Annotated in this window: 6 protein-coding genes; 2 read left to right on the forward strand and 4 right to left on the reverse strand. The window is 57.2% G+C overall.

Annotated elements, in window-relative coordinates; all coding sequences use genetic code 11:
• Positions 1-329 precede the first annotated feature (329 nt).
• Together ABD971_RS12685 and ABD971_RS12690 are read right to left on the reverse strand one after the other, a co-directional pair.
• Complete coding sequence (locus tag ABD971_RS12685) at positions 330-821, reverse strand: hypothetical protein (protein WP_339946516.1); 492 nt, start codon at positions 819-821, stop codon at positions 330-332.
• 3 nt (positions 822-824) lie between these two features.
• Positions 825-4670: a S1 RNA-binding domain-containing protein gene (locus ABD971_RS12690; protein ID WP_345322558.1), complete on the reverse strand. Its 3846-nt coding sequence runs from the start codon at positions 4668-4670 to the stop codon at positions 825-827.
• Positions 4671-5553: 883 nt separating this feature from the next.
• Between ABD971_RS12690 and ABD971_RS12695 the strand changes: the two genes are divergently transcribed.
• The gene (locus ABD971_RS12695) at positions 5554-6255 is read left to right on the forward strand and encodes a hypothetical protein (protein ID WP_345322560.1); all 702 of its coding nucleotides are present in this window, start codon (positions 5554-5556) and stop codon (positions 6253-6255) included.
• Positions 6256-7151: 896 nt separating this feature from the next.
• Positions 7152-8321, forward strand: a complete 1170-nt coding sequence (locus ABD971_RS12700; protein WP_345322562.1) for an EF-hand domain-containing protein — start codon at positions 7152-7154, stop codon at positions 8319-8321.
• 1739 nt (positions 8322-10060) lie between these two features.
• Here the strand turns inward: ABD971_RS12700 and ABD971_RS12705 are convergent.
• Together ABD971_RS12705 and ABD971_RS12710 are read right to left on the reverse strand one after the other, a co-directional pair.
• Complete coding sequence (locus ABD971_RS12705; protein ID WP_345322564.1) at positions 10061-11083, reverse strand: nuclease-related domain-containing protein; 1023 nt, start codon at positions 11081-11083, stop codon at positions 10061-10063.
• Positions 11084-11346: 263 nt separating this feature from the next.
• Complete coding sequence (locus ABD971_RS12710) at positions 11347-15045, reverse strand: DEAD/DEAH box helicase family protein (protein WP_345322566.1); 3699 nt, start codon at positions 15043-15045, stop codon at positions 11347-11349.
• Positions 15046-15236: the final 191 nt, after the last annotated feature.

Consider the following 15236-nt stretch of genomic DNA (forward strand, 5'->3'; position numbering starts at 1 on the left):
CACAGCGAATCGACGTGAAAACCGGTCGAAACACCACAATGATCATATACTAGGGTCGGAAAACGAGCCCACAGCGAGTTTTCCGGGGAGGGCAACGTGGCTGCTAAATTGAACGTTCTACCTCTAACACACCGAGGCCCCACCCAGAGCTTGCTCCGCTCGCTCTGACCTCCCCAAAACAAGTTTCGGGGAGGTGAAACGCAATCGGCTTGGAAAGCCGAGCGACAATGGGTGCATCACGCCGCAACGGAACAACACCATTTTTCAATTCACAATTGTCAATTTAACCTTTTCAATGCCAACGAAAGTCTTGACGACTTCCGCTACGACTACATGCTCTTGGTTGCGTAGACTTCGGCGTACTCGATCGCCCAGCTGTCGATTAGACGCAAAAAATCGCTCTCGTTGACTTCCGCGATCGTGACAAAATGATTGCGATTAAAGAGCTCGCGATTCATCACCGTGCCTTTGCCCTTTAGCTCCAGCACATTCAAGTCACTGTAGGGGCGAATCATCATCTCCAAACGACTGTATTGGTTACTCCGCTTGCCCGCTTCGATCCGCAGATCGTCTCGGTAACAGGCCGCTCCCCAGCCATTCTCGCCAAACAACGCCTCGGTGCGGAATCCCGGAAAATGATCGGCGACGCGATGCACCGCCTTCTCTATGTGATCCGACAGCGATAGTCGCAACGAAGTGTGCAGTCGCCGGAGCTCTTCCGCCGACATCTCCTGCTGCCGCTCCGCGGTCGCTTTCCGCTCCGCTCGTTGCTTCCCACGCTGGATGGCCGACTCGAGCCGTTCGTTAAAATCGTCGCTCATCTATCAGGCCGATGGTTCCGTGGAGGTGCTGGTGGGCTCGTCACCCGAGGCTGCCGAGGAAGCTTCCGTCGTCTCCGGCTTGGGGGTTTCCGGCTTAGGCGATTCCGGTTTCGGCGTTTCCGCTTTCACCGTCTCGGCAACCACAGGCTTTTCACTACCAGCCGCAGTCGCTTCGGTCGCCTCGGCAACCGCCGACGCTTCCGGTTTCGCCTTTTCCTTCTTCGGCTTTACTTCCTTGGCGGGTTCCGCTTTGTCCTTGGAAACAAACTGCATCAAATCGCCGAATGAACGCAGTGGCTCGTCCCCTTTCAGCATCGCATCGCTGATCGGTTCCACCGGCTTGCTGCTGACGACACGGTACGTTTCGGATTGCTTGCCACGTCCGCCGCCGCGTTGATCGCGACCTCGGTTATCGCGTCCGCGCCCCCCATCACGTCCACCGCGTCCGCCACCACCGCCGGGTCGTCCACCACGGTCGCCGCCACCACCAGCCGCGCCCGCTTTGCCACGACCGCCACGGTTATCGGGACGGCCACCCTTGGCAGCTTGCCCGCCAGCCGCGTCGCCGCGTCCCGCTCCGCCGCCACGGTTGCCACCGCCACGATTTTGCGATTGCTGGCCACGGTGAGGACGATCGCTGCGCTGACGTCGCATCTCTTCGAGTTCGATCTCACGCTGAGGCGAAATGGCACTCAGGGCCACTCGCCGACGCTTGGTATCGATGCCGGTCACCCAAGTCGTGATCACGTCACCCACTTGGATTGCCTCGTGCAAATCTTCGATAAATTGTTCCGAAACACGGCTGACGTGAATCAGCCCACTGCAATCGGGCGCCAATTCGACGAACACGCCAAACGGCATCACGCCGACCACCACGCCGATCACTTGGTCGCCGGTCTTCAACGTCTTCAAGTTCGGCATCGATGTCAAAACGGCATTGGATGCCCCATCGGCAACGTCGCTGTCCCCGAACGGGTCACACAACCAACTGACCAATTGACGAGCCCGGCGGGCACCGATCTGCCATTCTTTGATGCACTTGTCGATCTTGGCCTTTTCAGGTCGAGGCCGAACCACTCGCATCGAAACCGCAGCTTCCTCAGCCGACGGAGTCTCTTCGGATGGTTGAGTTTCTTCAGAAGATTGGGCCGCTTCGGCATCAGCTGCCGCTGGCTCCGACGAATCACTCGCGGCCGCATCACCTGCAGGCGACTCCGACTCGGAACTCTCGCTGGCCGCCGTTTCCGATTCCGCCGCCGCTTCTCCCGCCAACTCGCTTGCCGAAACACTTTCCGGTGGCGGGTCTGCGGGAGCCGCATCACCACTGGCGCTGGCGGTATCGAGTTCGGCGGACAAACCAAACGGTTTCTCCTCGGCCTCGTCGTCGCTCGGCGTTTCCTCACTCGCTGCCGCCGGCTCGACGACATCGCTCAATTTCGGCGACGCGTCTTCGTCAAAATTCGGAGTTTCGTAACCAGGCGGTGTCGACGGAGGCAGCTCGATCTCGAGCGCCGTCGCCAACTTCTTCGCAAGCGGATAATCCTCGGGGTGAATCAAAGTCCCATCGAGCGATTCTTCGCTGCCAAACACACGCAGAAACGGCAACGCTTGGCGAGTCGACGCTTGGTCGCCCCACGACTCGAGTTCTTCGATCTGCTCTCGCGATTTGAACAATTCCTTGCGGCGAGCCGCATCCAACGCGTCAGCGACTTGCGGCGTCACGCCCGGCAGTCGGCACAACCACGATGTCGGAGCTGCATTGGCATCCACTCCGCCACGCGACGCGCCGCTGATCATCACGTCGTCAAGCACATCCATCAACGCTTGGTCGGACAGCTCACGCTGGAACGAACCCAAACGCAACTTCAGCGGATCGACCTTGGCGATCGCACCGGCGGGCTGCAGCACCGAAAATGCCACCCAAGCCGCACTGCGGAATCGACGTGGGGTCGTTCGCATCTCTTGGTCGGCAACCTGGCTGCCCGCATACGTGTCGGCACCACTGCGATCGGCCAACGTCCAGCGGATCGAGTTTTCTGGCGATTGTTTGACCAATTCGCTGACCGCCACCAAACAACCTCGGCGAGCCGGGCCGTTGCTGATCACGATCAAATCAACGTGATGAGCGTGAATCAGTTCGCCCATTCGCAACACCGCTTGCGAACGCATGCCGGCGGATAGTTGGCAAGGCAAATCTTCGCAGTGCAGCAAACGGCCATCGCTTGCCACGATCGCGGTAGCCGCAGTGCGAGGTCCGACCGCATCGATCGACATCACCACTTTGGCTTCGACGCCGCTGCGATTGACTTGCATTCGCAGATGGTCGGCCGCGATGCCCAGCAATCGAGTCGACGCACGTTCTTGCAATTCGTCCCACCACGCCGCTTCGGCAGCACCGCGGATGTCCGCTTCGTTTTCAATCAGAATGCTTCGCAGCATGTCGGCCAAACGCGGATTGATCCGCTCGGCAGTGCTCTGCAGCTCAGCAACCAAGCGGTTCGCATCGTACTCGAACGAGCAATTGGCGACTTGGCTGCGAAGGGCGCGAGCGAGCATCACGGTTTGGAACGAGCTGAGCTTGTTCGTCGGAATTCGCTTGCCTTCCAGCGGCTTCAACACGCTCATCAACCAACGACGACGACGCTGGCGAGGCGACACCTTCTTCTGTTTCTTAGCCGGCGCCGGTTCCGACTTCTTCTCGGCCTTCGGCTCTTTTGCCTTCGCATCGGCCGCAGCGGGCGTCTCCGCATCCGCCGCAGCCGGCTCGGTAGTCGCAGCGGGCTCAGTAGTCGCAGCCGGCTCGGTCGCCGCAGCTTCGTCAGCTTGCTTGGTCTCGGCGACAGCTTCGCTAGCAGTTGTATCCGCAGCAGTTGGCTCGGTCGCTGGGTTCTCCGCAGCTGGGGTCTCGGTCGCTGTCGGCTCGGTCGCGGCAGGCTCGTCGGTTTTCACCGAGTTATCTGCTTCGCTGGCCGCAGCCGCTTCTGCCGATGCCGCTTCCGCCGCAGGCGCATCAGCCGCAGGAGCTTCCGTATTCGCGGTTTCGGCCGCAGGCGTTTCTTTCGCAGGCGTTTCCGCAGTTGCAGCTTCGGCCGTGGGTGTTTCCGTTGCAGCAGCTTCAGCCGTTGCAGATTCCTCGGCCACCTGGGTCAAGGCCGCTTCGTCTTTCGCCGCCGGTTTGGCGTCGACCGATTTTGTGCTCTTCGATCCCTTGGCGTTGGCCGAGCCGGGCTTGGATCCACCTTCGGCCGCATCGTCATGATCATGATCGGCGCTGGAGTGGGGATCATGGATTTCGATCACATGGATCTTGGCATGTTTGCCCAGCCACTGGACGGCCGCATTGATCATCCGCGGATCGCCAGCCAACCGGCCCGCCAACGATTTCTCCAGCTTCGCACTGGCTTCGTTGGCGTCGTCGATCGTTTCCATTTTTTCGGCGATTGCGTGCAAGTCGTCGCCGTCACCCTTTTGCGGGTTCAGCACACGGACGGCCAGCCGGGTTGCGGAATCGACCGCTTCGCCCGACTCCAACTTGATCCGTCGGCCGAGACGTTCGAGCATCCGCTTCGAATTCGCCTTCTCGATCGCTCGTCCCAGCGCAGGGTCGGCAATCGGGGTCGCTCGCCAGCTTTCGAGCAACTCGGCGCGTCGAGCGGCCAGTTGACGGTCTGCCTGCAGCGCCTCAGCGAGCGCCCACAAACTAGCCTCGTCCAGCCCCCCCAATTCATCACGCCGATACCGCGCCAAAAATGGCGGCGAGTATCCTTGTTCAATCAGGGGCAACGCAATTCGTAAACTTGATTCTTCGCAACGCCCGCGTCGGGCAATTGCTTCTAGATCGACAGTCATCGCAAGTCGGTCTCATTCATCGGTACGCCCGAGCTCAGCCAACGCGTCCAGGAAAAAACGGCTCCCTGAACACCTAACTTCACGTCGAAACGATACCTTCAATTTTGGAAGCCAGCAGTTTTGGGTGTTTCACAGCGGCTCTGCTGGAGTTTCAATCAACAGGTCAATAAAAATCGACCCGCCGCGGAGGGCGAAGATAGCGCCGAACAGCGGAAATGTCAACCTACGAGCAAGCCCCCAATCTGCTAGCACTTCAGGTTTCCGAAGATTTCCCCCTCCAACCGGCAAGGTAGGTGGGAAAAGGAGCTTGGAGTGGGGATTGGGGAGACAAGGAGACAAGGAGACAAGGAGACAAGGAGACAAGGAGACAAGGAGACAAGGAGACAAGGAGACAAGGAGTGAGGAGTGAGGAGTGAGGAGACCAGGCCGTAGCGAAACTTGCCAAAAGTTTCGTTCCACCATAGTCGGCCAGCTTTCCAAGCTGGAACCGCCAGAGTTGATGTCACCACTTTCAATGCAGGCGTCTCTCTCTCTCAGCGAAGTCAATTCACAGCCCACGCTAACGGCTTGGAAAGCCGTGCGACAATGCACGCACCCTCATTTTTCAATTTACAATTGTCAATTTAACTTTTTCAATTTCTCCCACCGAATTCACCCGCCCAGCGAAGCAGGGAGGGGCGAAAAACGAGCCACGCGGAGTTTTCCGGGGAGGGCTTCGTGGCAGCGGAAACCGACGTGGCATCGAGAACTCGGACAGGCTGGCAGCCTGGACTACAATCTCGGCGCAGCATCCGCCGCTTCGGGGGCTCTTTTATAATGAATGCCACTCTCTGGCCTCCTGCTTCTCTGGCCTCCCCGCTTCTCCTGCACTTGAGCCCGACCGATGAGTCACCCCAGTAAACTGAAAAAGCCGTTGTTGTATGGTTTGATCGGATCGGTCCTGTTCGGCGCCGTCCTGGGCATCTTCTTCGTCTTGCGGAACACCTGGAGCTGGTTTGAGCTCCAAGTGGTGATGACGACTGTCGTGATTGCCGCAGCCAGTCTGTGTGGTCTCGCCTGCGACATGACCCGCACTCCGCATGGCCGCAATTTGCTGCCGTCCGCCGGACTGATTCTGACCGGCATTGCCGCCGCACTGCTGCTATTTGGCATCTGGACCACCAACGATTCGGAGATGTACTGGAAAACCACCACCTGCCTGTCAATCCTGTCCGTCACCACCGTCCACGTCTGCCTGTTGTCGATCGCGAAACTGGCCAGCCGATTTCGCTGGGTCTATTTCATCGGCAGCCAGATTATTTTCGGCTACTCGCTGGTACTGTGTGGCGTGATCTTGGGCGAGATCGATTCGTCCGCCGTCTGGCGACTGATCGCCGCGATGTCGATCGTCGTCGCCGCGGTCAGCCTAGTGATCCCAATCTTGCACCGGATCAGCAAACTGGACCGCAAAGGCACCGCAGTGCTCGGCCCGATCGACCAACGCAACATCGCCTCGATCGACGAAGAGATCGAGCGATTAAAAAATCGAATCGCCGAACTCGAACTGCTCAAATCATCCAGCCTGCCGCCCAATCCTCTAACGTAACATTCCGGCATCCCCAATCGCCGATGTCACCCGTCCGTAGCGAAACTCGCGAAGAGTTTCGGCACCATTGTCGGCCAGCTTTCCAAGCTGGAAACGCCTGCGTTGATGTCACCACTTTCAATGCAGGCGTCTCTCTCTCGCAGCGAAGTCAATTCACAGCCCACGCTAACGGCTTGGAAAGCCGAGCGACAATGCACGCACCCTCATTTTTCAATTTACAATTGTCAATTTAACTTTTTCAATTTCTTCCACCGAATTCACCCGCCCGGCGAAGCCGGGAGGGTCGGAAAACGAGCCTTCAGCGAGTTTGCCGGGGAGGGCAACGTGGCAGCTAAATCGATCGCTCTATCGCTAACACCCCGAGGCCCCACCCAGAGCTTGCATCATTGTCGGCCAGCTTTCCAAGGTGGAACCGCAAATGGTGAACGATCGTCTCCCTGGACGAGGTTACTTTTGTCGCCACGACCAAATCCGCTGCACGCCATCGGCTTGGAAAGCCGAGCGACAATGCACGCACCCTCATTTTTCAATTTACAATTGTCAATTTAACTTTTTCAATTTCTTCCACCAACTTCACCTGCCCCGTAGCGGAACTTGTCAAAAGTTTCGTCCCGACCGACGCACCAACGCACCAACGAAAGCCGTTGACGACTTCCGCTACGTGACAAACGCACACCCACGTTTCGCTCCGCTGCGTCTCCATCATCCCCGCACGCCCCGGCCGCTCACGCGTTACCGCTCACACAACGCACCCTCCACACATCGCAAAACGAAATTTCGAAATTGCCGAACTGACAACTCAAAAAACGCTGCGAGCCACTGCGAGATGCAATACATTGAAACGATTGATGATGATGATTCCAATCCAATGTCGATGGGGCCACGGGAGTGAAGCGATGAAACATTCAATCGGATGGCCACCCGGCCTGTGGGTTCTTGGCATTGCGATGCACTGCGTTTTTGCGCTGCACTGTGTTCCAGCCGCAGCGCAGGCCCCTGAACCAAAGTCCCCTCCCGACCCGAGCGACCTGCTCTCGCTGGTTCTGATCCAGTCGGATCTGTCGGACGCGACGCAAACGATGACGATTTGCGATGCCGACGAAGACGGGTTCATTGACGCTGCCGAACGCAAACGGCTGGCGTGGCGTGACGAGCATGCCACGTTTGATCTGAATCACGACGGCAAACTAACGCATTTGGAAGTCGCCATCTATCTCGCCAACCAACGCGACTCGTTGGGGATCACGCAATTTGACCGCAACAATTCCCAGGTCTTCATCAAGCGACACGACACCAATCGCAACGGGCAATTGGATGCCGATGAAATCGCCGACGGCTGGCCGCCGGATCCGTCCCAGTTTGACAAGGACGCTGACGGCATCATCACCGCGATCGAAATCGCCGAACAGTTCGCCTATAAACGCGTCCTCCGCCGCGAACTAGGGATCGAAGCGGTCGACAACATGAGTGCGATCAAGGTGATGAAGAAGTTCGATAAGGATGGCGACCAAAACCTGGACGCCAAAGAATCGGCGGCCGCCGGATTGCCACTCGATATCCGGGGGCATGATGACAACGGCGACGGTAAGCTGAACAACATCGAGCTGGCGATCTTGTTTTCGAAGCATCGGCGAGAACTAGGGCTCAGTAAATCGGACGGCGTCAAGGCGAAACGGATCATCGCGATGGCCGACTTCAACCAAGACGGCAAGATCAGCCAAGATGAGATGCGTGGCGACGCGTTTTCGGCCGATGGGGACGCGTCCTCACAGTACACTCGGTTCGACGCCAACTCCGACGGCACCGTCACGCTGGGTGAAGTGCAAACGTACATCGCCAGCGAGCGAAAGCAGCTCGGGTTCAGCGACGAGCACATCGCCAACGCCCGCCGGCTGCTCCTGCGTCACGACACCGACCGATCGACGTTCATCGAACCTGCCGAGTTGTCGTCCGGCGCATCCGTCCCGGGCAAGTTGCCGGCATCAACAATGAAAGCGGCCGACGAAAACAAAGACGGCCGCCTGTCGCTCCAAGAACTCGCCAAACATTTAGCGAAACAACAATAACCCACGCAATCGGCTTGGAAAGCCGAGCGACAATGTCCCCGTAGCGAAACTTGTCAAAAGTTTCGGCACCGCCAACATCCCACGAAGCTCTTGCCACGCGTCAGCGAACCGAAAACATTGAAAAGGTTAAATTGACAATTGTAAATTGAAAATTGCTGACTCCTCAGCCACGGACGTGGCGGCAGCATGTAGCCTTGGGCGTTAGCCCAAGGAATGCGGTCAAACCGGACTCGCAAAGCCCCAGCAGGGGCGACAGAAAACTTCACCCGCCCAGCGAAGCGAGGGAGGGTCGGAAAACGAGCCCACAGCGAGTTTTCCTTGGAGGGCAACGTGGCAGCGGAAACCGACGTTCCATCAACAAGCCACTCAAGAGTATCGGCACCGCCAACACTCCACGCAGCTCTTGCCACGTGTTAGCAAACCGAAAACATTGAAAAGGTTAAATTGACAATTGTAAATTGAAAATTGCTGACCTCTCAGCCACGGACGTGGCGGCAGCATGTGGCCTTGGGCGTAAGCCCAAGGAATGCGGTCAAACCGGACTCGCAAAGCCCCGGCAGGGGCGACAGCAAACTCGCCCATCGCGTATCCCGTAGCGAAACTCGCCAAGAGTTCCGGCCGTCATAGTCGGCCAGCTTTCCAAGCTGGAACCGCTAGCGCTGAACGCCCCACTATCGATGCACTCGACCTCTCGCTCTGGCAACCTGCCCACAACCCGCGCAATCGGCTTGGAAAGCCGAGCGACAATGCTCCCCGTAGCGGAACTTGTCAAAAGTTTCGTTCCGATCGGAAAAGCCGCCAGCGAATTCACCCGCCCAGCGAAGCGAGGGAGGGTCGGAAAACGAGCCTTCAGCGAGTTTTCCGGGGAAGGCAACGTGGCAGCGGAAACCGCCGTTCCATCAACAAGCTGCCAAGAGTATCGGCACCGCCAACACTCCACGAAGCTCTTGCACGTGTTAGCAAACCGGATACATTGAAAAGGTTAAATTGACAATTGTAAATTGAAAATTGCTGACCTCTCAGCCACGGACGTGGCGGCAGCATGTGGCCTTGGGCGTAAGCCCAAGGAATGCGGTCAAACCGGACTCGCAAAGCCCCGGCAGGGGCGACAGCAAACTCGCCCATCGCGTATCCCGTAGCGAAACTCGCCAAGAGTTTCGGCCGTCATCGTCGGCCAGCTTTCCAAGCTGGAACCGCTAACGTTGAACGCCCCATTCACAGTGTCCCCAAGCTCTCGCTCTGGCAACATAACCACAACGCACGCCATCGGCTTGGAAAGCCGAGCGACAATGCACGCACCCTCATTTTTCAATTTACAATTGTCAATTTAACTTTTTCAATTTCTCCCACCGAATTCACCCGCCCAGCGAAGCGAGGGAGGGTCGGAAAACGAGCCTTTCAGCGAGTTTTCCGGGGAGGGCTCGCCGCAGCTAAATCAGACGTTCCATCAACAAACGTGTCAAGCGTTTCGAAACGCTCAGTACCCCACGAAACCTGGGTGCAGGTGTTAGCAGCACGGAGAACAATGAAAAGGGAAAATTGTAAATTGACAACTGAAAACTGCTGACTCCTCAGCCACGAACGTGGCGACAACTCTCAGCGCCCCCAACCTCTCTCGCTCCGACAATCCAATCACACCCCGCGCCCTCGGCTTGGAAAGCCGAGCAACAATGCACGCACTCCCATTTTTCAATTTACAATTGTCAATTTAACTTTTTCAATTCTTCCCTCTTTCCGTCCTAGCTACTTGCCGCATTGGCGGGATTGGTATGCAGCAGCACTGGAGCCGCACACACCTGGCAATCGCGATAGAAGCAATTGGCGTTCTTACGAAGCTTCGCCTTGCTGCTACACACCTCGCATTTTTGCGGCACCGTCTTGGTCGCCTCACAAGCCCGACAGCGGAGATAGTAGCCGTAGCGGCCATACAGAATCTCAACGTCCGTCGTCTCACAATCATCGCACTTGACGGCAAAGGGCGCTGTGGCGCTCGACTCTTTTGCAACTGCGACTTCGTTCACCGCCGCCACCTGCTTGGAGACAACATTCGGCTTCGCAGGTTTCACCGCCGCCCCCCCTCGGCACTGGCTCTTTAAAAACTCCTTGATCGCTTCCATTTCATGGTCAGTAAAGGCGGCAACTTGATGTTCTTCGAGTTCCTTTGTTTTCTCCTTGCCGGCCGCCAGGAAATTGACCAGCCCTTTGACTCCTTGGGTTTGCTGGTAGCGGTTCGTCTTTTCGACGATCTCCTTGACCACCCGCTCGGCCTTCATTAATTCAGGCGGATTGGCTCCGTTTCGCTCAATCACTCCCTGATCCGAGATCGCCACAAACACGGTGAACCGTTCGTCACCGAAATAAGGCTGGACTTTTCCGAACAGCTTCTTTGGCCGCAGCGATTCCTTAGCGTCATTGAGTAAGTTCTGCAGCAACTGAGCCTGCAGTCGCCCCTGTTCGATTGGCGACCGCATCCCCATTCGCCGGCCACCGGATGTCCTGACAAACTCGTGGTGCTCGTTGACTTCAACTGTCCCTGTCACCGATTTGCTTTCGACGATCACGAAACCAAATCGATGCATCACAAGATGATCGATCTGTGCTCCCTCGCCATTTCGTTCATATGCGACATCATTAAACACTAGCACATCAGACGACTCGGCGAAAGCACGACGCAAGAAGAACGCCATTTGTTTTTCCGCCTCATACCCCGCGTTTCCCATCGGGTCTGTCGGCCGGACGGATTCCTTTTCTTTTACGATCATCAGTGCTCTTGGATTAGCAAATGGATGCAGCGACCCCCGCCGCTGCTAGCTTAAGGACGTTTACGGTAGTGGACGAGGCGACGAGTCCCCGCCCCTTTTGTAACGCCGTATTCTTGTTTTGGTAGTGGACAACTTTTGGTAGTGGACAACGCAAGGAGTCCCTGTTTCAAGTTCGATGCCTAGACGCAATGGGTCGCCACCACCCGACCAGCGAGGCATAACCACCCGCTTGCATCTGTGACGCCAGCACAGCCGCCCAATCGTTACTCCGACGTTGACGGCGCGATCAAGCTCACAAATTCGCCGATCACTCTCAGGTCGTCGGCCTGCTCTGCAGACACTTGGATCGGAGCGTAATCCTTGTTCAGCGGCTGCAGTTCGATCGCCGCATGTTCCCAGCCATCGTCAGTAACGTTCTTGGTCGAGTGGTAGCGTTTGATCGTGTAGCGACCGCCCTCTTCAGGGTCCATATGCGTGTTAACCTGCACGAGCAGCAGTTTTCCTTCACGCGATCCCGCGTCAATGGGACGGAACAGACACCAAGATCCTGTCGGAATCTTCGGCTCCATCGAATGCCCCGTAACGCGAGCGGCAAACATCCCTTCGGCCAGCCGTTGACCAGGAACTTCAATCCAACCGATCGCCGTCGGCACTCCCTCCGGCCCCCATCCGCCGGCGGCAATTGAAAGGTCGTAAACTGGTGCATGCGTCGTGTATTTCGCTGCCTTCGGCACCTCAGGCACGACCACATCGGCGTCCGCGTCAATCGGCTCGGCGGCATCTCGTTGAATCGCCCCATCAACCGGGCATGGCGACACCTGCCACTGTCCGTCCTGATTCGTGAATTGCACATGGAAATTCGTTCCCGGCAAACCGGCATTCGGCCCGAACCACGATTTCAGCAAGTCGCCCAGCTTGTTCTTCGTTTCGCCAACCGGTCTCGCTACGTTGCAGGCGATTTTGACGAGTTTAAACTCCCAGACCTCACCGCTGGGAAGCTTTGCCACGATCGGACCGGTGGGACGCTCCGGCAATTCGCTCATTTCAGGCAGGAAAAGAATGGGGCGTCCGTTGGCATGGGACACCTTTCCATCGAATGCCAAATCGCCAGACTTGCTTTTCACCAGGCGACGACTCTTCGCGTACGCTGCAAGACGCCAGTCAACCAGTTCTTCGGTCATCGACTCGAGCGAAGAGTGCAGCTGATCAGGGCAATCGATGCGGAACCGAAAGTGGTTGCCATCTCGCTCGAACCAAACTTTCTTGTTTTGAGTTTCCAACCATCGCCCGATCGGCCATTTGATCCACCAATCCGACCATTCGCGGTCGCTCGCGTTCTCGTGGTCAACCGCGTGGTTATCACCGGCGAGGTCGCGCTGCAGCACCTCATGGTGAAGCATAAATCTTCGGCACTGCTTCGAAAGTTCGTCGAGATCGATCCCCGAGAAAAACTGGCCCGAATCCAACAGCACTCGTAGCACGACCATCTTGTACGACTTGTTCAAACTAGTCGTCTCTACCGTCTTTAACCAATCACTGAACGCTGCAAGTGTTTCGCGTTGCGGATCATCTAAATCACCTTCGCTGTGAGTAAATCCAAACCAACTTCCCTCGCCTGCACCCATCGTTTTTGGCAAATAGCCGTGGGCAAACACTTCCAATGCGGTCGGGCGGCGTCCCAATTCGTCTCGGATCGCTCGGTAGCCTTCGATCGAGGCTGTTTTGCCCTTGGGAAGAAACTTTTTCAGCATGTCCTTCGCGTCGAGCTCGACATCCAGCAAACAGCCGTCGGGAAGGTCAACGGGTTTTCCCCCAAGCCAATCCTTCAGCGGTTGCCATTTGTCGCTGCCCGAACGCAGTGATAACAGATGCACGATCCGCTGCGCAAAAATGCGATGATTGCCAACAAAATCGATCACCAGCAGACGTGACTTGCCTTCGCTTGCACGCAGGCCACGCCCCAGCTGTTGCAAGAAGATGATTTTTGATTCGGTCGGCCGAAGCATCACGACACGGTCCACCGCTGGAATGTCGAGTCCTTCGTTGAACATGTCGACCACGCACAGCGTCTGAAGCTTGCCGCTGCGGAGCCCTTCAAGCGACTCGCCGTAACTGTCGCTACCCTCGCCCGAAAAGACCGCTGCGGACGAGACACCTTTCTCCTTCAGCCAATCGCGTGCGAACAAGGCATGACGCTTGGAACAGCAAAACACGATCGTTCGCTCGGACGGATGCTCTTGCATCGCCGTCCAAAGCTTGTCCATCCGTTCGCTGCGAGCGACTCGTTCTTCCAGTTCCGCCACGTCGAAACGTCCGTTTCGCCAGGGGACTTGCCGGAAATCGACCGTGTCCTTGATCCCGACGTAGTGGAACGGGACCAGCGAGTCCTCGGCGATCCCGTCACCGATCGTCGCTTGATAGGCCAAGTTATCATCAAAGATCGTAGCCACATCGACGCCGTCGGTACGTTCGGGAGTCGCCGTCAATCCGAGGGCAAAGTCGCAATCCAGCTTAGCAAGTACGCGGCGATAACTCGGTGCGCTCGCATGATGCACTTCATCCATGATGACGTAGTCAAAGTGTTCTTTGGCCAGCCGCTTGAGCCCCTCGGGACGCGCAAGCTTCTGAATCGATGCAACGACAAGATCTCCGGTCAACTCGCTGTCTTTTCCGCTATACCATCCCGTCGAGCCGTCGCCGAAGCGGTGGTCCAGTAGCCGCGAAAGCACCGTCTCGGATTGTGCCAGAATATGGGCTCGGTGGGCAATGATCAGAACGCGAGGACGACGACGGACGAAATCGCCGAATTGACAGGCATCAAACGCCGCCAACCAAGTCTTCCCCATCCCCGTCGCCACAGCGACAAGTGCCCGGCGATGGCCAGCGTCGCGAACACGCTGCAAAGCCTGCAGCGCCTCGACCTGCCAAGCACGAGGCGACGGAATTTGCACCGGATCGACGGTGACCGGGACGAAATGCTCGCGACGATACTTCTCCGCTGTTTGCTCGTAATTCGCGACCAATTCCGGCGTCAGCGTCGAGGCCACGTCCCATAACAAATCGAACTGTTCGGAAAACTGAGCGTGCGATGACTCTTTCGCGTTCGTGGTCGACAACAGGTTCCACTCGACGCCGGTCAGCAGTGCCGGTTTGGAAAGATTGCTGCTGCCCACCGAGATAAAGTCGCGGTACTCCTCTACGATCCGCCACGCCTTGGGATGAAACGACGCCGGACTGGACGGCAGCTTTGCCGTCTCAATCAGCTTGACCGATAACTGTGGTGACGATGATTCCTCCGCCACCAATTCGCACCATCCCAGCAGCGTCCGCAGTGCCTTGGGATCCGAGATAAACAGATAATCGCTGACCAAAATCCGCACCACCGCTTGATTTCGGATCGCATCAAAGAGCCGTTCTTCGATCACATCCAGCCCTGAAGACTGGACGAACGAGACCAGCACATCGACTGATTTTGCACCCGCGATCCGCCAATCCAAATGCTCCCAGAGCGGCGACTGCGGATGTCCCACACTCAAATAGGCATCGGTCTCGGCGGGGCCCGCAACCGAAGCATCGGGTTGCTCGACTAGGTAGTTGGCTTTGGAGGGGATGACATGACGAACCCCACCGCGAGGATCGGCGACGTCACCTCGGTAACGCGGGATCACATGGATATGAACGTGATCGACCGTCTGTCCTGCCGCACTCCCCGCATTGAAGCCGACATTGTATCCATCGGGTTTGGGGCGCAGTGTTTCATCGAGTTTCTGCTTGACGACATTCACCAGCTCCATCAACGCGGCCTGTTCATCCGCCGTCGCATCAAACCAAGTCGCCGCGAGCCGTTTGGTAACAACCAGCGAGTGCCCTGGAGCGACCGGAAATCCGTCAGAGATGGCGAACGCCAGCTCATTGGAAGCAAGCCAATCCTCAGGCGAAATGCAAAGAAACGGAGATTTCATCGACAAAGTCTATACGACCAAGAAACAGGCGGGCACCACGAGCGATCTATGGACAGTTCTCCCAAGATACAGCGGCATACAATGTTTGTCACCCGGGAACGAATCGTTCAAAAATGGCCACGGAACATCTCTTGGTACAGAAGTCTGTATTGCCCGTATCGAGAACTGGAGATCACAAACCGTTACAACTC

Source organism: Novipirellula rosea (assembly GCF_039541335.1).
Classification (GTDB): Bacteria; Planctomycetota; Planctomycetia; order Pirellulales; family Pirellulaceae; genus Novipirellula; species Novipirellula rosea.

Excerpts from the sequence above, each read along its gene's own strand:
- ABD971_RS12685 (WP_339946516.1), bottom strand. The coding sequence starts at position 821 with ATGAGCGACGATTTTAACGAACGGCTCGAGTCGGCCATCCAGCGTGGG.
- ABD971_RS12690 (WP_345322558.1), bottom strand. The coding sequence starts at position 4,670 with ATGACTGTCGATCTAGAAGCAATTGCCCGACGCGGGCGTTGCGAAGAA.
- ABD971_RS12695 (WP_345322560.1), top strand. The coding sequence starts at position 5,554 with ATGAGTCACCCCAGTAAACTGAAAAAGCCGTTGTTGTATGGTTTGATC.
- ABD971_RS12700 (WP_345322562.1), top strand. The coding sequence starts at position 7,152 with ATGAAACATTCAATCGGATGGCCACCCGGCCTGTGGGTTCTTGGCATT.
- ABD971_RS12705 (WP_345322564.1), bottom strand. The coding sequence starts at position 11,083 with ATGATCGTAAAAGAAAAGGAATCCGTCCGGCCGACAGACCCGATGGGA.
- ABD971_RS12710 (WP_345322566.1), bottom strand. The coding sequence starts at position 15,045 with ATGAAATCTCCGTTTCTTTGCATTTCGCCTGAGGATTGGCTTGCTTCC.